Annotated in this window: 19 protein-coding genes; 6 read left to right on the top strand and 13 right to left on the bottom strand. The window is 62.7% G+C overall.

The window, feature by feature from the left end; all coding sequences use genetic code 11:
- Positions 1–75 precede the first annotated feature (75 nt).
- Positions 76–702: a glycine zipper 2TM domain-containing protein gene (locus tag U0004_RS07320; RefSeq protein ID WP_034781786.1), complete on the top strand. Its 627-nt coding sequence runs from the start codon at positions 76–78 to the stop codon at positions 700–702.
- A 139-nt stretch (positions 703–841) separates the two neighbouring features.
- Here U0004_RS07320 and U0004_RS07315 read toward each other — a convergent pair whose 3' ends face one another.
- From U0004_RS07315 to U0004_RS07290, 6 genes are all read right to left on the bottom strand, one after another.
- Entirely contained in the window at positions 842–2,632 is a 1,791-nt protein-coding gene (locus U0004_RS07315) for an acyl-CoA dehydrogenase (RefSeq protein ID WP_070257495.1), read from the bottom strand.
- Positions 2,633–2,724: 92 nt separating this feature from the next.
- Complete coding sequence (locus U0004_RS07310) at positions 2,725–3,657, bottom strand: electron transfer flavoprotein subunit alpha/FixB family protein (protein ID WP_034781780.1); 933 nt, start codon at positions 3,655–3,657, stop codon at positions 2,725–2,727.
- Positions 3,658–3,699: 42 nt separating this feature from the next.
- A complete protein-coding gene (locus U0004_RS07305) occupies positions 3,700–4,449 on the bottom strand; it encodes an electron transfer flavoprotein subunit beta/FixA family protein (protein WP_070257494.1) in 750 nt (249 codons plus the stop codon).
- A 256-nt stretch (positions 4,450–4,705) separates the two neighbouring features.
- A complete protein-coding gene (locus U0004_RS07300; protein WP_010395510.1) occupies positions 4,706–4,933 on the bottom strand; it encodes a sulfurtransferase TusA family protein in 228 nt (75 codons plus the stop codon).
- Positions 4,934–5,170: 237 nt separating this feature from the next.
- On the bottom strand, positions 5,171–7,783 hold the full coding sequence (alaS, locus tag U0004_RS07295) for an alanine--tRNA ligase (protein ID WP_070257493.1): 2,613 nt from the start codon (positions 7,781–7,783) through the stop codon (positions 5,171–5,173).
- Between the two features lie 119 nt (positions 7,784–7,902).
- Complete coding sequence (locus U0004_RS07290; protein ID WP_070257492.1) at positions 7,903–8,376, bottom strand: Fur family transcriptional regulator; 474 nt, start codon at positions 8,374–8,376, stop codon at positions 7,903–7,905.
- 157 nt (positions 8,377–8,533) lie between these two features.
- Here U0004_RS07290 and U0004_RS07285 point away from each other — a divergent pair, with 157 nt between their 5' ends.
- The gene (locus tag U0004_RS07285; protein WP_070257491.1) at positions 8,534–10,591 is read left to right on the top strand and encodes a TonB-dependent receptor domain-containing protein; all 2,058 of its coding nucleotides are present in this window, start codon (positions 8,534–8,536) and stop codon (positions 10,589–10,591) included.
- An 89-nt stretch (positions 10,592–10,680) separates the two neighbouring features.
- On the opposite strand, the gene ugpQ is transcribed toward U0004_RS07285, so the two are convergent.
- Positions 10,681–11,418: a glycerophosphodiester phosphodiesterase gene (gene ugpQ / locus U0004_RS07280; RefSeq protein ID WP_070257490.1), complete on the bottom strand. Its 738-nt coding sequence runs from the start codon at positions 11,416–11,418 to the stop codon at positions 10,681–10,683.
- A 198-nt stretch (positions 11,419–11,616) separates the two neighbouring features.
- Between ugpQ and U0004_RS07275 the strand changes: the two genes are divergently transcribed.
- Both U0004_RS07275 and U0004_RS07270 read left to right on the top strand, forming a co-directional pair.
- Positions 11,617–12,720: a sensor histidine kinase gene (locus U0004_RS07275; RefSeq protein WP_070257489.1), complete on the top strand. Its 1,104-nt coding sequence runs from the start codon at positions 11,617–11,619 to the stop codon at positions 12,718–12,720.
- Positions 12,717–13,574 (top strand): LytR/AlgR family response regulator transcription factor, encoded by an 858-nt coding sequence (locus U0004_RS07270; protein WP_070257488.1) that lies wholly within the window; start codon positions 12,717–12,719, stop codon positions 13,572–13,574. The genes U0004_RS07275 and U0004_RS07270 overlap by 4 nt, the downstream gene beginning before the upstream one ends.
- Before the next feature lie 19 nt (positions 13,575–13,593).
- On the opposite strand, the gene U0004_RS07265 is transcribed toward U0004_RS07270, so the two are convergent.
- The gene (locus U0004_RS07265) at positions 13,594–13,920 is read right to left on the bottom strand and encodes a hypothetical protein (RefSeq protein WP_070257487.1); all 327 of its coding nucleotides are present in this window, start codon (positions 13,918–13,920) and stop codon (positions 13,594–13,596) included.
- Positions 13,921–14,087: 167 nt separating this feature from the next.
- Here U0004_RS07265 and U0004_RS07260 point away from each other — a divergent pair, with 167 nt between their 5' ends.
- Positions 14,088–14,741, top strand: a complete 654-nt coding sequence (locus tag U0004_RS07260; RefSeq protein ID WP_115057427.1) for a hypothetical protein — start codon at positions 14,088–14,090, stop codon at positions 14,739–14,741.
- Between the two features lie 5 nt (positions 14,742–14,746).
- Here U0004_RS07260 and U0004_RS07255 read toward each other — a convergent pair whose 3' ends face one another.
- Complete coding sequence (locus tag U0004_RS07255) at positions 14,747–16,024, bottom strand: MFS transporter (protein WP_070257485.1); 1,278 nt, start codon at positions 16,022–16,024, stop codon at positions 14,747–14,749.
- A 108-nt stretch (positions 16,025–16,132) separates the two neighbouring features.
- Here U0004_RS07255 and U0004_RS07250 point away from each other — a divergent pair, with 108 nt between their 5' ends.
- Positions 16,133–17,035 (top strand): LysR substrate-binding domain-containing protein, encoded by a 903-nt coding sequence (locus tag U0004_RS07250; protein WP_070257484.1) that lies wholly within the window; start codon positions 16,133–16,135, stop codon positions 17,033–17,035.
- 107 nt (positions 17,036–17,142) lie between these two features.
- Here the strand turns inward: U0004_RS07250 and U0004_RS07245 are convergent, their stop codons facing one another.
- The 4 genes from U0004_RS07245 to U0004_RS07230 all read right to left on the bottom strand — a co-directional run bounded on the left by U0004_RS07245 (position 17,143) and on the right by U0004_RS07230 (position 19,724).
- Entirely contained in the window at positions 17,143–18,015 is an 873-nt protein-coding gene (locus tag U0004_RS07245) for a hypothetical protein (RefSeq protein WP_034781756.1), read from the bottom strand.
- A 19-nt stretch (positions 18,016–18,034) separates the two neighbouring features.
- Entirely contained in the window at positions 18,035–18,823 is a 789-nt protein-coding gene (locus U0004_RS07240; RefSeq protein WP_070257483.1) for a hypothetical protein, read from the bottom strand.
- Positions 18,813–19,325 (bottom strand): hypothetical protein, encoded by a 513-nt coding sequence (locus U0004_RS07235; RefSeq protein ID WP_035828715.1) that lies wholly within the window; start codon positions 19,323–19,325, stop codon positions 18,813–18,815. Before U0004_RS07235 ends, U0004_RS07240 begins: the two co-directional genes overlap by 11 nt.
- Positions 19,326–19,430: 105 nt before the next feature.
- Entirely contained in the window at positions 19,431–19,724 is a 294-nt protein-coding gene (locus U0004_RS07230; RefSeq protein ID WP_010395442.1) for a DnaJ domain-containing protein, read from the bottom strand.
- Positions 19,725–19,815: the final 91 nt, after the last annotated feature.

Genomic DNA, 19,815 nt, shown 5'->3' with positions numbered 1-19,815 from the left:
AATCATGATTTTCCTCTATACTGCATTCACAATGCCGACATTACTGGCACATTTAACACCCCCTAGGAGAAGATCATGATTCGTCGCCCACTCATCCTCGCAGTCGCCATCACGGCCCTGTTCAGCACCTCCGCCTTCGCGCAAAACCTGTCGCCGAAGGCGCAATACGCCTACGACACCAAGCAAGCCAGCACGCGCTATGCGGACGACAAGAAACTGTGCGCAGAAGAAAGCAGCTCGAAAGCCCGCATGCAATGCCTGCGCGACGCCAAGGGCGAGTACGACCAGGCCATCATCAACGCCAAGGCCGCGCAAAAGGCCGGCAATTCGTACGCAGGACAGAACAACAAGCCAGCCCAACAGCAAATCTGCGCCGAGTGCGGCAAGGTGCTGGCAGTCAACGTCGCTGAAAAAGCGGGCGAAGGCGGCGCGCTGGGCATGATCGGCGGCGGCGTGGCCGGCGCCCTGCTGGGCCGCCAGGTCGGCGGCGGACGCGGCAAGGACCTGGCCACCCTGGCCGGTGCCGCCGGCGGCGCTTTCGCAGGCAAGCAAGTCGAAGGCCACATGAAAAACAGCAAGGTGTGGACTGTCACCGTGCAATACGAAACAGGCGCCAAGGCTGACTTCGCATTTGACCAGGATCCTGGACTGGCGGCTGGCGACCTGGTGCGCAATTCCGGTAATGGTATTGCCAGAAGATAAGCCCAACCCAAGAAAGACCGGGGTCGTACCCTGAGGGTACGACCCCGGAATTTGCTTTGGGGCTAAAAAAGAAAAAGCGCTGGAGAGTGATCTCCAGCGCTTTTTGCATTCAACCAGCTTGCACTGGCCAAGCTTCAACTTAAAACTGCTCTTCCGACAAGGCCATCACGCCGGCGCTGCCATCGATGATGGTGGCGCGCAGTCCTGGCGCTTGCGACAGGATGTGGTCGGCAAAGAAGCGCGCCGTGGCGATTTTTGCCTTGTAGAACGAAGCGTCGCCGCTGCCCTCGCCCAGCTTTTGCTGCGCCACCACGGCCGCGCGCGCCATTTGCCAGCCACCCAGCACGATGCCGGCCAGTTTCAAATAGGGCACGCTGCCCGCGAACACGGCCTTGATGTCCGTCTTCATGTTCGCCACCACGTACTCGACCACGGCTTCCAGCGCGGCGCTGCCTTCGGCCAGGTGGCGCTGCATGGCCTGGAAGTCGGCGCCGGTCAGCTCGCCCAGCTGGGCTTCCGTGGCGCGCACCTGGGCGATGATGGCTTTCGCCACGGCGCCGCCGTCGCGCACCGTCTTGCGGCCAACGAGGTCGTTCGCCTGGATGGCCGTCGTGCCCTCATAGATGGTGAGGATCTTGGCGTCGCGGTAATGCTGGGCGGCGCCCGTCTCTTCGATAAAACCCATGCCGCCATGCACTTGCACGCCATCGCGCGTGACGTCCTGCGACATTTCCGTGGCCCACCCCTTGATCACGGGCACCAGGTATTCATACGTCGCCAGGCTTTCCGCGCGCACGTCCGCCTCCGGATGGTGGTGCGCCACGTCGCTGATGGCCGCGCCCACGTAGGCCAGCGCGCGCGCCGCCTCCGTCTGCGAGCGCATGGACATCAGCATGCGACGCACGTCCGGGTGGTGGATGATGGAGACGGGGCCAGGCGAACCGGCCAGGTCGCGCGACTGCACGCGGTCCTTGGCGAACGCCACGGCCTGCTGGTAGGCACGCTCGGCCAGGCCAATGCCTTGCAAGCCCACGCCGAAGCGGGCCGCGTTCATCATGATGAACATGTATTCGAGGCCGCGGTTTTCCTCGCCCATCAGGGTGCCGATGGCGCCGCCGTGGTCGCCAAACTGCAATACCGCCGTCGGACTGGCCTTGATGCCCAGTTTATGCTCGATGGAAACACAGTGGGCGTCGTTGCGCGCGCCCAGGCTGCCATCGGCATTGACGAGGAATTTCGGCACGATGAACAGCGAGATGCCTTTCACGCCAGCGGGCGCATCCGGCGTGCGGGCCAGCACCAGGTGGACGATATTTTCCGCCATGTCGTGTTCGCCGTAAGTGATGAAAATCTTCGTGCCGAACACTTTATAGGTGCCGTCGCCCTGCGGCACGGCGCGCGTGCGCACGGCTGCCAGGTCGGAACCGGCCTGCGGCTCCGTCAGATTCATGGTGCCCGTCCACTTGCCGGACACCAGGTTTTCCAGGTAAACCGCCTTTTGCTCATCGCTGCCGGCCGTCAGCAGCGCTTCGATGGCGCCGTCCGACAGCAGTGCCACGAGGGCGAACGAGATGCTGGCAGAGTTGAGCATTTCGATGCACGGCGTGGCCAAGAGCTTGGGCAAGCCCTGGCCGCCGAATTCCGTCGGATGCTGCACGCCCTGCCAGCCCGCTTCGCCATACGCCTTGAACGCTTCCTTGAAGCCTTTCGAGGTCGTGACCTGCCCGTCGTGCCAGAAGCTCGGCTCCTTGTCGCTGGGGCCGTTCAAGGGGGCCACCACGCCGCCGCAGAACTTGGCGTTCTCTTCCAGCACGGCTTCGGCCGTGTCGGGCGTCGCGTCTTCGCAGCCGGGCAAGGTGTGGATTTCGGCCAGGCCGGCCAGTTCGTTCATCACGAACAACATGTCTTTCAGCGGGGCTTGATAGCTCATCTTCTTTTCTCCAAGAAAAAAGCCACGCGCGGCTCGCCGTGTGGGGCGGGCCGGCGTGGCTTTGTCAGTAACAAAACCGGAAGGGGTGTGACTTAACCCAGTTCTTTGACCAGTTGCGGCACGATCTCGAACAGATCGCCCACGATGCCGTAGTCGGCCACGGCAAAGATCGGCGCTTCAGGATCCTTGTTGATGGCGACGATGGTTTTCGAGTCTTTCATGCCGGCCAGATGCTGGATCGCGCCCGAGATGCCGACGGCGATGTACAGCGATGGCGCGACGATCTTGCCCGTCTGGCCCACTTGCCAGTCGTTCGGCACGAAGCCGGCGTCGACGGCGGCGCGCGAAGCACCCATGGCGGCGCCCAGCTTGTCGGCCAGCGGCTCGAGGATGTGGAAGTTTTCGGCCGAACCCATGCCACGGCCGCCCGACACGATGATTTTCGCGGCGGTCAGTTCAGGGCGGTCGGACTTGGCCAGCTCGCGGCCCACGAAGGCCGATTTGCCATTGTCGGCAACGGCGGCGACGGTTTCCGTGGCAGCCGAACCGCCGGTGGCGGCAGCCGCGTCGAAACCGGTGGTGCGCACGGTGATGACCTTGATCTTGTCGCCAGATTGCACGGTAGCAATCGCGTTACCGGCGTAGATCGGACGCTCGAAGGTGTCAGGGGAATCGACCTTGGTGATTTCCGAGATTTGCGCGACGTCCAGCTTGGCGGCCACGCGTGGCAGGATGTTCTTGCCGTAGGCGGTGGCTGGCGCCAGGATATGGCTGTAGTTGCCGGCGATGGCCAGCACTTGCTCGGCCACGTTTTCGGCCAGGCCGTCGGCAAAGTATGGCGCGTCGGCCACGATGACTTTCGTCACGCCGGCGATTTGCGCGGCGGCAGCGGCAGCGGCCGATGCGTTCGAACCTGCGACCAGTACGTGCACGTCGCCGCCGCACTGGGCGGCCGCGGTCACGGTGTGGTGGGTGCTGCCCTTTAAGGTAGCGTTGTCGTGTTCAGCAATAACTAATGCGACCATGATGTGTCCTGTAATTGTTCTGGATAAACGGCGGGGCCGCGCTTAGATGACTTTGGCTTCGGTACGCAGCTTGGCGACCAGGGTAGCGACGTCAGGCACCTTGATGCCGGCCGAGCGCTTGGCTGGCTCGACGACTTTCAGGGTCTTCAGGCGTGGCGCAACGTCGACGCCCAGGTCTTCCGGCTTGACGGTCTCGAGCGGCTTTTTCTTCGCCTTCATGATGTTCGGCAAGGTCACGTAGCGTGGCTCGTTCAAACGCAGGTCGGTGGTGATAATCGCTGGCAAGGTCAATACCAGGGTTTCCAGGCCGCCGTCAACTTCGCGGGTAACGGTGACCTTACCGTCTTCCAGCACGACTTTCGAAGCGAACGTGGCTTGTGGCCAACCCAGCAGGGCTGCCAGCATCTGGCCGGTCTGGTTGCTGTCGTCATCGATGGCTTGCTTGCCCAGGATGATCAGTTGCGGCTGCTCTTTCTCGGCCAGGGATTTCACCAGCTTGGCGACAGCCAGCGGTTCCAGTTCAGTCGTCGTTTCCACCAGGATGCCGCGGTCGGCGCCGATGGCCATGGCCGTGCGCAGGGTTTCCTGGCACTGCGTCACGCCGCAGGAGATGGCGACCACTTCAGTGACCTTGCCAGCTTCTTTCAGGCGCATCGCTTCTTCCAGTGCGATCTCATCGAAAGGGTTCATCGACATTTTGACGTTGGCGGTATCGACGCCAGTGCCGTCACTCTTGACGCGGACTTTGACGTTGTAGTCGACCACGCGTTTGACGGGTACCAAGACTTTCATAGCTATGCCTTTGGGAAATTATAAAAATGACGGATCAAGTGCTGATTGTGCGTTCGATTATAAGAGAAATTTGAATCCTGAACCGAATTTAAGCACGATCGTGCGATTTTTTGTTAGAGCAATCCATCTAAACTGTCCAGCTTTGAGGATTTCAAGGGGCTCGGCCGCTACGCTGCAGGGCAGCAAAAGGGCCTGAAAGTGACGCGACACGGCAAGGAGAAACCAGGCCGCACCACGGCGGCCCCGGCTGGCAGAATTATTTGCGCTGCATCAGGAAGACGAACTCGGTGCCCGTCTGCACATGCGACAGCAGGGCATTGCCCGTTTGCTTGGCGAAAGCCTGGAAGTCGCGCACGGAACCGGGATCGGTTGCCATGATGCGCAGCACTTCCCCGCTCTGCAGCTCTGACAAAGCCTTTTTCGCCTTCAGAATCGGCAACGGGCAATTCAAGCCCCGCGCGTCGAGTTCTTTGTGAAATTCCATAATCTCGGTATCAAGTAGTGTGTCGCTCATCATCAATATCCCACCATTGTTTTGTTGTACTGATTTTCGACATACTACTCTAAATCAGGGGCATTGACGCGCTGCACCAAAATAGTTCATCGGCTGTTGTGGTGTCACAACGAGATTCCACACGGCAAAACGGCCCACAAACAGTGTCTGCGGGCCGTTTTCAAGGGGCTGTGGGACGAAAACCCCGCATGCCCTCTAGCTTACGCCTTATTTTGCGCGTTCGCCGACCCAGGCCGGCACGCCAGCCAGGGCATTCGCCAGGCCGCTCGGATCGGTGCCGCCAGCTTGCGCCATATCGGGGCGTCCGCCGCCTTTTCCGCCCACTTGCTGTGCAACGAAGTTCACCAGCTCGCCCGCTTTGACCTTGGAAGTCGCATCCGCCGTCACGCCGGCGATCAGGCTGACCTTGCCGTCCGCCACGCTGGCCAGCACGATGGCGGCCGTCTTCAGCTTGTCCTTCAGCTTGTCCATGGTTTCGCGCAAGCGGGCCACGTCGGCGCCGTCCAGCACGGCTGCGAGCACCTTGATGCCATTGACATCGACGGCTTGCGTGACCAGTTCATCGCCCTGGCCCGAGGCCAGTTTGGATTTCAGCGCGGCCAGTTCCTTTTCCAGCGCCTTCACATGGTCCTGCACCTGGCCGATGCGGGCAGTCAGCTCTTCCGGCTGCGCCTTCAGGGCATTGGCCGCTTCGACCAGGCGGCGGTTGATGGTTTGCACCAGCACCAGCGCGCCCTCGCCCGTCACGGCTTCCACGCGGCGGATGCCGGCGGCCACGCCGCTTTCGCCGATGATCTTGAACAGGCCGATGTCGCCCGTGCGCTGCACGTGGACGCCGCCGCACAGCTCTTTCGAGCTGCCGATGTCGAGCACGCGCACTTCATCGCCGTATTTCTCGCCGAACAGGGCCATCGCGCCATGCTTGACGGCATCGTCAAACGACATCAGGTGCGCTTGCGTGGCGCGGTTTTCCAGGATCTCTTTGTTGACGATGGTTTCCACGGCGGCGATCTGCTCGGCCGTCATCGGCGCATTGTGGCTGAAGTCGAAACGGGTCTTGTCCGGGTCGACCAGCGAACCCTTTTGCGCCACGTGGCTGCCCAGCACTTCGCGCAAGGCCTTGTGCATCAAGTGCGTGGCCGAGTGGTTGCGGATGGTGCGCGCGCGCTTGGCCGTATCGACTTGCGCCGAGACGGCGTCGCCTACCTTCAGCACGCCCGATTCGAGCACGCCGTGGTGGCCAAACACGTCGGCCTGGATTTTCAGCGTGTCGCTGACGGCAAAGCTGCCTGCGCCCGAGGAAATCACGCCCTGGTCGCCCACCTGGCCGCCCGATTCCGCATAGAACGGCGTGGTGTCGAGCACGACGATGCCATCCTGGCCCGCCTTCAGTTCCGTGACCTGCGTGCCGGCCGCGTACAGCGCCACGACCTTGCTGCTGAACGTCAATTGATCGTAGCCGACGAACTTGTTTTTCTCGCCCGTGTACTCAACCTTGCTGTCCTTGTGCGTCTTGCCGCCCTTGCGCGACAATTCCTGGCTTTCCTTCAGGGCCGCGTCGTAGCCGGCCTGGTCGAAACTGATATTGCGCTCGCGGCAGATATCGGCCGTCAGGTCTGGCGGGAAGCCGTAGGTTTCATACAGCGTGAAGGCGGTGGCGCCATCGATGCCCGTGGCATCCTTGGCCAGCTGCGCTTCCAGCACTTTCATGCCCGTTTCCAGGGTTTCGCCGAAACGCTCTTCCTCGGCTTTCAGCATGCTGGCGACGTTGTCCTTCGCTTCTTCCAGCTCGGGATAGGCGCCGCCCATCTCGATGGCCAGGTCGGCCACCAGCTTGTAGAAGAACGGTTTCGTCTGGCCCAGCTTGTGGCCATGGCGCAAGGCGCGGCGGATGATGCGGCGCAGGACATACGCGCGGCCTTCGCTGCCCGGGATGATGCCGTCGACGATCATGAAGGCGGCGGCGCGGATGTGGTCGGCGATCACGCGCAGCGACTTGTTTTCCAGGTCGGTGGCGCCCGTTTCGCGCGCGGCGGCCTTGATCAGGTGCTGGAACAGGTCGATTTCATAGTTCGAATGCACGTGCTGCAGCACGGCCGCCAGGCGCTCCATGCCCATGCCCGTGTCGACGCACGGCTTCGGCAGCTTGTGCATGACACCGGCTTCGTCGCGGTTGAACTGCATGAACACCAGGTTCCAGATTTCAATGAAGCGGTCGCCATCTTCGTCAGGCGAGCCCGGCGGGCCGCCAGGAATGTCGGCGCCATGGTCGTAGAAGATTTCCGTGCATGGACCGCATGGGCCCGTGTCCGCCATCTGCCAGAAATTGTCCGATGCGTAGCGCGCACCCTTGTTGTCGCCGATGCGGATGATGCGCTCGGTCGGCACGCCGATTTCTTTCGCCCAGATATCGTACGCTTCGTCATCTTCGATGTAGACGGTGACCGTCAGCTTGTCAGCAGGCAAGCCGTACACCTTGGTCAGCAATTCCCACGCGTATTGAATCGCATCGCGCTTGAAATAGTCGCCGAAGCTGAAGTTGCCCAGCATTTCAAAGAAAGTATGGTGGCGCGCCGTGTAGCCGACGTTTTCCAGGTCGTTGTGCTTGCCGCCAGCGCGCACGCAGCGTTGCACCGAGGTGGCGCGCGTGTACGGACGGCTGTCCGTGCCCGTAAACACATCCTTGAATTGCACCATGCCGCTGTTCGTCAACAGCAAGGTCGGATCGTTGCCTGGCACCAGGGAGCTGGAACGGACGATGGAATGGCCCTTGGACTCGAAAAATTTGAGGAACTTGTCGCGGATTTCAGTTGATTTCATGTTTTTTTGGCAAAGAGTGGCGGCAGCTTTAAAGGGAAGATTATACGTGATATGGGGTGCGGCAATGACGGCTGGCCAGGGCATTGTTGCGCCCGTGCCAACATCGACGGCCTGCCCGCTCAGGCCGGGTCGTGGTGGCTGGCGCAGGCGTGCGGTGCAGGCGTGGCCTTGGCCCCGGCAGCGGCGCCTTTGGCCGCAGAGCCTGTGGCGCTGGCGGCGGCATTGCAGTCGGCGCAGCGGCCGTACAGGGTCAGTTCGTGGCGCTCGACAACAAAGCCTTGCGGCGCCATGCGCTTCAAGTCGCCCGGGCAATCATGCACGTCGAATACGCGCTGGCACGTGGTGCACTGGAAATGGTGGTGGTGGTGATTGGCGACAGCGTTCGACTCGTAGCGCGGGTTTTCACCCGGCAAGGTCACCACGTGCACTTTTTCTTCCAGTACCAGGGACTTCAAATTACGGTAGACGGTGGCGATGCCCAGCTGCGTCACTTGCAAGCTGGCCTGTTCAAGGATTTCCTGCGCCGACAGGGGGCGCTGGGCCGACTCGATGGCGGCTTGAATAGCGGTTTTTTGACGTGTTGTGCGTTCCATAGCCGACAGAATACACCATCCGACTATATCTACCGTCCGGAAAAACTGTCACACAGTAATGATAATGGGTTATCATTATCATCTTAGGGCAGGCTATTTCCTTTTCACGCGCTGCCCCAACCCTGCCAACACTGATAGCCGATAAGGAACCTTGCCCATGTCCGTCCGTCCTCACCAACCCACTCCCCTCGCGCTGGCCATCATGCTGGCCTTTGCCGCTCCCGCCAGCGCCCTGGCGCAGCAAGCCGCCACCTTGCCTGCCGTCACCGTCTCGGCCAGTGCGCTGGCCTTGGGCAGCGACGACATGAGCACGCCCGTGACCGTACTCGAAGGCGAGGCACTGGTGCGCGCCCGCGAAGCGACGCTCGGTGAAACCCTGGCCGGCCAGCCCGGCATCACGTCCAGCCATTTCGGCGCCGGCGCCAGCCGCCCCATCATCCGCGGCATGGATGGCCCGCGCGTCAAGGTGCTCTCCGATGGCGCCGAAGTGCAGGATGCATCGACCATCAGCCCGGACCATGCTGTCGCGGCCGAACCGATGCTGTCGGAACAGATTGAAGTCTTGCGCGGCCCGTCCGCGCTGGCCTACGGCGGCGGCGCCGTCGGTGGCGTGGTCAATGTGATCGACAAGAAAATCCCCACGCGCGTGCCGGCAAAAGGCTTTGAAGGCAGCGCGGAAGTGCGCGCCAACTCGGCCGCGCGCGAAAAGGCGGGCGCCTTTGAAGTGACTGGCGGCTCCGGCAACATCGCCTTCCACGCGGAAGGCGTCAAGCGCGACGCGAAGGAATACAAGGTCGGCAGCGGCTGGGAAGGCGGCTCGAAAGTAGGCGGCAGCTACAACAAGACGGACACGGGCAGCGTGGGCGTGTCGTGGGTGGGATCGCGCGGCTTCCTGGGCCTGGCCTTCACCAGCCAGCACGCGGAATACGGCTTGCCTGGCCACAACCACGAATTCGAGAGCTGCCACCCGCACGGCACGCACCTGCATTGCGGCGGCCACGAAGGCCACGACCATGGCGATGAAGAGGAACACGATCACGATCACGGGCATGAAAGCGTGCCGTACGTGAAGCTGAAGAGCGAACGCTGGGATGTGCGCGGCGAATTGCGCGACCCCGTGCCCGGTTTCGCCAAGCTGCGCCTGCGCGCCGCGTTCACCGATTACAAACACGATGAAATCGAAGGCACGGAGATCGCCACCACCTTCAAGAACAAGGGCCACGATGCGCGCCTGGAAATGGAACACCATCCCGTCTTCGGCTGGCGCGGCGTGCTCGGCCTGCAAACGTCGAAGCGCGATTTCTCCGCTCTCGGTGAAGAAGCGTACGTGGCGCCGACGGTAACGAAGAAACACGCGGCCTTCCTGGTGGAAGAATACAAGCTCGACCAATGGCGCTTCGAAGCGGGCTTGCGCCACGAATGGCAGGACATCACCGTCGACAGCGCCACCTTGCAAGACCGCAGCGCCAAGGGCACGTCCATCTCGCTGGGCGCCGTGTGGAAATTCGCGCCCCAGTACTCGCTCGGTTCGACCATCTCGCGCACCCACCGCCTGCCTAGCGCCGAGGAACTGTATGCGCACGGCGTGCACATGGCCACGGCCACGTATGAGCTGGGCAATGAAAACCTGGGCAAGGAAACGTCGAACAATATCGACTTGACCTTGCGCAAATATGCGGGCGCCACGACCTTCTCGGCCAGCGCCTACCGCAACAAGGTCGACAACTACATCTTCGGTTCCACGCTGGACAACCACGAAGGCTTCCAGCTGATCCAGTACGCCCAGCGCGACGCCACGTTCACGGGCGTCGAAGGCCAGATCCGCCAGCAATTGAACCCCATGTTCGGCGCCAGCGTCTTCGGCGACTACGTGCGGGCCAAGCTGGCCAACGATGGTGGCAACTTGCCGCGCATCCCGGCCCAGCGCGTCGGCGTGAAGTTCGATGCCAACTGGCAGGCATGGAGCGGCGTGGCCGAGTTCTACCGCGTGGGCAAGCAGGATAAAGTGGCAGCGTTCGAAACGGCAACCTCGGGCTACAACATGCTGAACCTCTCCGCCAACTACGACACGCGCATCGGCACGACGCCGGCCCAGTTCTACATCAAGGCAAACAACTTGACGAATGAACTGGCGTACAGCCACACCTCGTTCATCAAGAATGCGGCGCCGTTGATGGGGCGCAATGTCACCGTCGGCATGCGCGTGACGTTCTAACGATGGAAGCGTAGGTCGGCTTGGCGCGTGGCGCCTAAGCAGACGTTGCCACGGCACCATGAAGTCGGATTACGCTACGCTAATCCGACCTACGCCTTGATCAGATCGATCCTGTCCGTGCAAAAACCGTCCACGCCCCAGGCCAGCAGCTCGCTGGCCCGCTCGGGCGTGTTGACGGTGTAGCAGAACAGTCCCAATCCCTCCTGCTTGACGGCTACCGCCAAAGCCGGCGTCAGCTGCTGGTGGTCGCAATGGAGCGCCACCACGCCCAGTTCGCGCGCCTGTCGTTCCCAGCCATCCGGTATCTGTTCGACCAGCCAGCCGCGCGCCAGTTCCGGCGCTGCCTGCCGCGCCGCCTGCAAGGCTTCGATGCTGAACGATGACAGCAGCGGCAGCAATTCCCCTGCCGCGATTTCCTGCGCAAAGTAACCGCGCGTGGCGCGCGCCACCGCCTCGCCCGTGGGCACGTCGAAGCCGGGCGCTGGCTTGATTTCGATATTCATCCAGATGCGCTGCGCCTTGCAATACGCCACCACAGCCTCGAACGTGGGCACGCCTTCACCGGCGAATGCGGCGCCGAACCAGGCGCCCGCCTCCATCGCTCCCAGCTGCGCGGCCGTGTAATCGCTGATATGCCCGCTGCCGGCCACAGTGCGCCCCAGCTCGGGGTCGTGCACGACGACGGGCATGCCGTCGGACGCCAGCATGACGTCGAATTCCACGGCATGGTAGCCGTAGGCGAGGCCGCAACGCAGGGCAGCCAAGGTATTTTCAGGCGCCAGGATGCCGCCGCCGCGGTGCGCCAGGGTACGTGGATAGGGCCACATGCTGTTCCTTTATGATGATGAGGTTGTCGATCAGGACGTCTTGCCATCATCGCGTGCAAGCGCCACCATGTAAAGGACGCGATCAGGCGATTGGCGCCGTCTCCGCCCTGTTTCGTCGCAGCGGCGTTGCACCCGCATGCAGAGCCGCCCATAATTGCCGCATTGCCAACCCGAACGCCCACCTGAAAGCGGTCCCGCATGCACACTACCGACACCGCCCCACGCAAGAAGGGCTTTCCCTACCGGCGCCTGCTGGGCGATGCGCGCTATGCACTGCTACTCAACATCCTGTGCGCCCTCTTCATCACCTACGTGCTGAGCGGTGGACAAAGCTTCTGGCTCAACCTGCTAGCGTCCATGTGCATCGGCGGCATCGCCTTCCTGCTCATCGACGGCATCCGCCTGGCGTGGTGGGGCGAACAGCGGCGTGCCCCATGGCTGCCCTTCACTGCCCTCATCATCGTCAGCGCCGCCGTGGCACAGGTGGCCGGCACCATGCTGTTCGGCTGGCTGGCCAATATCGACGTTCCCGCACCCGTCTCCATGTCGCCACGCAATGTCAGCATGACGGTTTTTACGCTGGCGGCGGCCAGTGCGGCCATCCTGTTCTTTAGCAGCCGAGAAAAGATTGCGCGCCTTCAAATGGAAGCGGCGCAAGAAAAGGCCCGCGCCGAATCCGTGGCGCGCCAGGCCATGCAGGCGCAGCTGCAATTGCTGCAAGCGCAGATCGAACCGCACATGCTGTTCAACACCCTGGCCAACCTGCAGGGCCTGATCAGCTTAGATCCGGACCGCGCCCAGTTGCTGCTCGACCAGCTGATCCAGTATTTGCGCGCCACCCTCTCTTCCTCGCGCGCCGAATCAACCACTCTCGAGCAGGAGTTTTCCCTGATGCAAGCCTACCTGGGCCTGATGTCCATCCGCATGGGTGCGCGCCTGAGCTTTGCGCTGGACTTGCCCGAGGCTTTGCGCCAGGTCAAGGTGCCGCCCATGCTGCTGCAGCCGCTGGTGGAAAACGCCATCCAGCATGGCCTGGAACCAAAGATCGAAGGCGGCCATATCCATGTGCAAGCCTCCACTGACGCTGGCGTGCTGATTCTTACCGTCAGCGACGATGGCCTGGGCCTCGACCATCCGGGCCAGACCAAGGGCACGCACCTGGGCGTGGAAAATATCCGCGAACGCCTGCGCGGCATGCACGGCGATGCCGCCAGCCTGTCGCTGGCCGCCAACCATCCGGCAGGCGCGACCGCCCGCCTGACACTCCCCCTTCCACCCACCATCACGAGTCCCCTCGCATGAGCCAATACACGCCACGCGCGCCACGCGCCCTGATCGCCGAAGACGAACCGATACTCGCCGCCGCCCTCGCGCACGCCTTGCAGCGGCTGTGGCCGGAACTCGACATTGTCGCCACCTGTCCCAACGGCGTGGAAGCCTTGCGGCAGGGCCTGGCGCTGCAGCCCGACATCCTCTTTCTCGACATCAAGATGCCAGGCAAGACGGGCCTGGAAGCGGCCGAGGAGCTGGCAGAGCACTGGCCGGACGGCGTCCCTTTCCCTCACATCGTGTTTGTTACCGCCTACGACGAATACGCGCTGGCCGCCTTCGAGCACGCAGCAGCCGATTACGTCTTAAAACCCGTCAACGATGCGCGCCTGGGCAAGACGGTGGAACGCCTGCAGCAGCGCTTGCGCGACAGCGGCGGTACGGCAGCGCCGGCGAACGCGACAGCGACGGCCGCCACGATGGCGCCGGCTGCCGAATCGGCCAGCGACGACAACATGGCCCGCCTGCTGAGCCAGCTGCAAGCCATGCTGCCACCCGCGCCGCGCCTGCAAATGATACGGGCAGCCGTCGGCAACAGCGTGCGCATGATCGCCCTGGCCGACGTCGTGTATTTCGAAGCGCTGGACAAATACATCAACGTCGTGTGCCAGGACAGCGAAGCGCTGATACGCACGAGCCTGAAGGAACTCTTGCCCCAGCTGGACCCGCAACAATTCTGGCAAATTCACCGGGGCACCATCGTCAACGCCAGCGCCATCGCCACGGCCGTGCGCGACGAGGCGGGCAAGCTGTCGCTGACCCTGCGCCAGCACCCGGCGCAGCTGCGCGTCAGCCCTCTATATGCCCATCTGTTCCGCCAGATGTGATGCGGTCAGAAGGTAAGACCTAGTGCAGCTGGTGCTTCAGGTCCGACAATTCATCATGCACCTTGAGCACGGCGCTCTTCATTTCCGGCGTCACGCTGGCCGCCGTGCCGCACGCCCGCTTGGCGCGGTCGCCCAGTGATTCCATCTGGTCAACGGCTTGCCGGATGCGTGCATCGTCTTGTGTGTCGATGGCTTGCCGCACGGCGTTCTTTTGCTGGTCCAGCTGGTTGATGCAATCCTTCAAGTCCATCGGCATGCCCTGCTGCTTGCCGCACAGCTGGGCTGCCTGGCCGATCGCGTGTTCAATGGCGCCAAAGCGCCGTGCCACTTCCTTTACTTGCATCATGATGATCTCCTGTTCGCGTGGTGTCCGGGTTGGATCACCAGACTGGCGCAGGGTTCCCCACCAGCGGCCAGCACATCAAAATTTCCATGCGGCACTTTTTTGTAAGAGCTTGTGACATTTTAGATAATTATCAAATCCTTCAGATACATTGGCGTACCTGAACCACCATGCCCTCCATGACCTCGCTGCCACCCCTGCCCCGCCGCGCTCCCGGCCTGCTGCTGATCGTCCTGCTGCACGTGGGCCTGGCATATAGTGTCTTGCAGTCGCGGCCCCGCGCTATCACGGACGAACACCTGCCGCAGGGCCCGGCCATCGCCTGGCTGCGCTACACGCTCCCGGCGCCGCCCAAGCCGGCCCCCATACCATTGCCCGATATAAAACCAGCCGCCGCGCGCCTGCCGCGCCTGCCCGTGCCGGCGCCCGTCAGCCGCCCCTTGCCCGTTCCCGCCGCCGAGCAGGCGCCGGCGCCAGCAACGCCGGAAGCGATCACACTCGTCGCGCCACCCAGCGCGGCCGATATCCTGGCGCAAGCCAAGCGCGACGTGGGCAAGATCGACAGGGAGTTGCGCAAGGAATTCCCGCAGCGAGGAGAGCAAAAACTGGACGACACAGCCTTCAAGCGCATGCAGCAAGGCTTTGCCGAGGCCTACGCAGCCGTGCCGCCGAAATGGTATGAAGCGTCAAGAATCGAGGAAATCGGCGCGAATGAGGCCAAAGGCAGCCGCACGTATAAAATCACCAGCGCGCTGGGTACCTTGTGCGTGACCACGCGCGCCGGCAAGCAGGGGGAAACGATGATCGGCATGTGTCCCAAATAGCTGCCTCAGCCCACCGCTTCGCGCGCCCCCAGCGGCTGCAAATGGCGCAGGCGCAAGGCGATCAGCAGGCCGCCGCCCAGGCACAGGCCCAGCATGATGACCACGCCCGTCCAGCCGTCGAAGCCCCACATCATGCCCGAGGCGGAACCGATCAGGCTCGATCCCAGGTAATAGAACAGCAAATAAAAGGCCGAGGCCAGGGCCTGCGGTGCGCGGGCACGGCGGCTGACCCAGCTGCTGGCGATCGAATGCGAGGCAAAAAAGCCGAAGGTGGCCAGCGCCATGCCGATGACGATCAGCGGCAGGGAATCGAACAGGGTCAGCAAAATGCCGGACAGCATCACCGACAGCATGATCCACAGCACGCCCCGGCGCCCCAGGCGGTCCACCAGACGGCCCGCCCAGACGGAACTGAAGATGCCGATCAGGTACAAGAAGGCCAGCAAGCCGACCGTGCTCTGGCGCAGGCCAAATGGCGCGGCCAGCAGGCGGTAGCCGATGTAGTTGTACAAGCTGACGAAACAGCCCATCAGCACGAACGCCAGGCAGAACAGCCACGGCAAGCCCCGGTCGGAAAAATGCTGCTTGATGGCGTGCGGCAAGGCGTTCCAGCCCTTGGTACTGGGCACGAAGTTCTTCGATGCAGGCAGGCTGCGCCAGAATTCGGCCGCCGCCAGCACGCCAGCCACGCCCAGCACGCCGAGGGCCCAGCGCCACGACAGGAAATCGCTGAGCATGGACGCCACCAGCCGCCCCGACATGCCGCCAAACGCGCTGCCGGCAATATACAAGCCCATCGACAGGCCCAGCGATGGCCCCTCGATTTCCTCGCCCAGATAAGCCATGGCCACGGCCGGCATGCCACCCAGGGCAATGCCCAGCGCGGCGCGAATCGCCAGCAGCTGCGCATAATCCTGCGCGAAGGCGGACAAGATGGTGAGGATCGCGGCGGAAAACATCGACGCCACCATCAGCGGCTTGCGGCCGACCCTGTCCGATACGGCACTGAGCAGCACCAGCGAGATGGCCAGCAAGCCGCTCGACACGGACAAGGACCAGCTGCTTTGCGCCGGCGTCAGATGAAACTGCTGCGACAGCAGCGGAAACAGGGGCTGGATGCAGTACAGCAGGCTGAAGGTGGAAAAGCCGCCAAAGAACAGGGCGCGGTTGCTGCGCTTGAATTCCGCCGTCCCCTTGGCGATGGCCGAACGGGGAGCGGGAGGAGCGACAGGAGCCAGCGCCGGGGTGGCGGCGGAGGCAAAAGCAAGCGATGAATCAGACATGGCCGTGTTTCGAAGAGGAAGCGAGTCTTCATCTTAGGATTGCCAACTCATATCGTCCAATATATATTCAAGGCCCAACTCATACTTTAAAACGATTACTGGACAAACATGGAACTGCGCCACCTGCGTTATTTTGTTGCCGTCGCCGAGGAGCTGCACTTCACGCGCGCGGCCGAGCGCCTGCATATCGGCCAGCCGCCGCTGAGCCAGCAAATCCAGGCGCTGGAGGCAGAATTGGGGGCGCAGTTGTTCGAGCGCAACAAGCGCTCCGTGCGGCTGACGCAGGCGGGCACGCTGTTCCTCGACGATGCGCGGCGCATCCTGGCCCTGTCGGAACAGGCGGCCGTGACGGCGCGCCGGGCGCAGCGGGGCGAAGCGGGCGAATTGCGCATCGGTTTTACGTTTTCCACGCCGTTTACGCCGTATTTTGCCACCGTCATCAACCGCTACCGCCAGCAATTCCCGCACGTCACCTTGACCTTGCACGAAATGGCGACCCTGCATCAACTCGAGGCGATCTCGGGCAGGACGATGGACCTGGGCTTCGTGCGCCCGCCGGAAACGACGTACCCCTCCGATATCAAGCTGACGCAATTGCGGCAAGACCCGTTGTTCCTCGTGCTGCCCGTCGCCCACGCGCTGGCGGCCAAGAAGGCGATTGCCATTGCCGACATGGCGGGCGAAGGCTTTGTCATGTACCCCAAGGATGCGGGCACGGGGATTTATCCGCAGATCTTCCGCCTGTGCAAGGCGGCAGGCTTCGTGCCCCAGGTCGCGCAGGAAGCGGGCGAGGCGTCGACCATCATCGGCCTGGTGGCGGCCGGCTGCGGCATTTCCGTGCTGCCCGCTTCGTTCGACCGCATCCGCATGGATGGCGTGTGCTACCGCCCGATCGCCGACCCGCAGGCGACGACCAGCTTATTGCTTGCACAACGGGAGGAAGAGACATCGCCACTGGTGGCGGCATTCGTGAAACTGGCCGAGGAAGCGGCGCTGGAAGGGGGAGCGTAGGCCGGCGTGTCGGCTTACGCTGCGGCTGTGCCGCAGCTAAGCCGACCTACGGGACGCGCGCCGTCGTAGGTCGGATTAGCCCGCAGGGCGTAATCCGACACCAGCAATCACGAATAATCCGCGTCCAGCTCGGAACCCGCGTAGTTTTCCAGGTCCTCGAACAGGCTCTTCATGCTGGCCCGCGTGAGGATTTTATGCACGACGGTGCAGCTGCGGCGGTACGAGTCTATGCGGTCGAGCAACACGGGATGGTGCTGCACAGGCACCTTGGCCACCAGGGCGGCCCAGCCTTCCTCGAAGTCGGGCTTGTTCTTGCGCACGGAACGCACAAAGCGTTCAAACTCCTTCTGCCCCGTGCGCGCGATGATGCGCCCGCCGCCTTCGATGGCGAAGATGATGGCCAGGGCGATGACGCCCTCGGCATTCAAGTCGCTGTCGCTGACGGGGCCGTTGTCATGGTGGCGGCGCAGCCAGCCGGCCAGGCGCACGACGGCTTGCACTTCCTTGCGCTGTTGCAACTGCAGCGCATACTTTTCATAGCCGGCCCAGTTCTGGTTCGGGTCAGCCTGGCAAATATCGATGAACAGCTCGCGCAAACGGCGCTGCAGGTAGACGGGGTCCTGGTCGTATTCGCCGACGAGGGCGTCTTCCGGCAACTGCGACAGGTCCTTGATCAGGCGAAAGCCCACCTGGAACGCATGCTCGGCGCCGTGCTCGACGAGGAAATCGAGCGCGGCCTGGTCGCCTTCATGCGTGACGGCCTGCTCCAGTCCCAGCGACACGCCGCCCACCGTCAGGTACAGCGCTTTCTGGATGCCATCGGCCGTGCGTTCATTCGTGAACTTCTCGGCCACCATGGCCGTGATGCCCGTCAATTCGTCGGCCAGGTTCAGCGCCGCGTCCTCGCGCGGGTCGCGCGGCAACAGTTTGATGGCGCGCACCAGGCGCGGAAGATTCTCTACAACAATTGCTGGCAGCATTAGACGTTCCCTGCTTTCATTACGAGAAAATGCCGGTGCCCAGGCTGCGGCGCGTACTGGAGCGTGGCGCGCTGCGCGTGCTCGGCACTTGCTTGCGCAGGCGGTACAGCAATTCCTTGGTGCTACGCTGCAACATGGTCGGCTCTTCGTCCGGGTCGTCCGAGTATTCCGCGTCGGCCAGGTCGGCGCTGTGGCGGAAGTCGGGGAACAGTTCGAACAACGAGCGGTCCCAGCCGTCTTCATTCGCTTGCGCCAGCTCGATGGCCAGCGGCACGACGTCGTTGTCGGACGAGGTCACGCCCGTCACATACGGTCCCTTGATGACGATCTCGCCCGCCACTTCGAGGATTTCCTTCGGCGCCATCGAGAACAGGATCGCAAACGCCGTGGCGCCCCAGTCGGTGGCCGATGCTTCCAGCAGCAGCTCGCGGCGGCGCTCGGCGTCGTCGGTGGAAAACACCACGCCGTGGATGTGCGCGAACAGGGCTTCGGCGATGCGTTCAGGATCGTCCTCGATCTGGTCGTCGCTCCAGGTGGCGGCGATGAAGGCCAGGCTGTCGGCCCACGCTTTCGGCGGCACCAGCAAGGTCGCCAGCGACATCTTGCCGCCGTCGAAACCGGCCAAATGCAGGGCCGTCACCTGTGGCGGGATGGCATTCAATACTTCCACCACGGCCAGGTCGCCATACTGGTCGGCCGCATCGGCAAACGCCTGCTCGGCGTGGCCCAGCGAACCGGACAGCACCAATTCCGTGACCTGTTTCGTCAGCGCGGGAAGATTGCTTTTTTGTTCATTGTTATCTGCCATGGTCATCTCCATCCTGGTCAAACATCTGGGCGAAATCGTCGGTGGCTTCGTCTTCGTCGTGATCGTCGTCGCCGTCGTCATTGGCGGCCAGCTGGTCGAGCGACTGGTCGTCGTCGTCCCACAGGCGCGGATTCTTGTGCAGGAAGGCCGTGATGATGGCCTGGCGCGCCAGGTCGGGGAAGCTCTCTTCGATGGCGGCGTACATCTTCGCCGCTTCCGGCGCGGCGCACGCGGCCATGGAAAACACGCGGGCCGTATCGCCGAATTCGTAGTCTTCGCTTTCGGCCAGCAAGCCTTTCGGGTCGCTGAAGGTGATGTGGTCGACCAGCGCGAAGGCCAGCATGTTCACGTCTTCGATGCCGCCGCCGCTCGCGTATTCACCGACCAGGGCGTCGACCATGCTTTTGTAGTTCTTGCGGTTCGGCGGGTCGCCGAGGATGCCTTCGATCTGGCCTTCCAGCTCGCGCGACTGGTACGCGAATTCAGGGTGTACTCTTCTCATGCTGTGCTTTCCAATGTGGTGCGCGGCACTTTTACTTAGAAGCAAAAGCACCATTGTTTGTTGTTTTTCAAATCATTCAGGCTGGCCGGACAGCCGCCAGCAGGCTTAATCTGCCGGTAGGACGGTGCCATGCAGGCGGAACACGCCGCACCACAGGGCATAGGCTTCCGCTTCCGGGTCGATGATGATGCGGTGGTTCACGCTCTGGTCGTACTCGGCGCGCTTGGCCGGGTCGGCCAGGATTTCATACGCCTTAGTCACGCTCTTGAAGCGCGCCTCGGCGCCGGGGGCCTGGTTGCGGTCGGGGTGGAAGCGCATGGCCAGCGAACGGTAAACCTTCTTGATTTCATCGTCGCTGGCATTGGGCGCGACACCGAGGACGTTATATAAATTTTCCATAAAAGGCTCCGGGGTCACGTTTTTCTACTAATTAAAGGCGAATTATCCTATAGAACGGCGCCCGCGTCGCTTGCATGCTGGGATATGGGGG

The organism is Janthinobacterium lividum, assembly GCF_034424625.1.
GTDB classification, from domain to species: domain Bacteria; phylum Pseudomonadota; class Gammaproteobacteria; order Burkholderiales; family Burkholderiaceae_D; genus Janthinobacterium; species Janthinobacterium lividum.
Note: the sequence above shows the minus strand (reverse complement) of the source record. Positions and strands in the feature narration are given on the sequence as shown.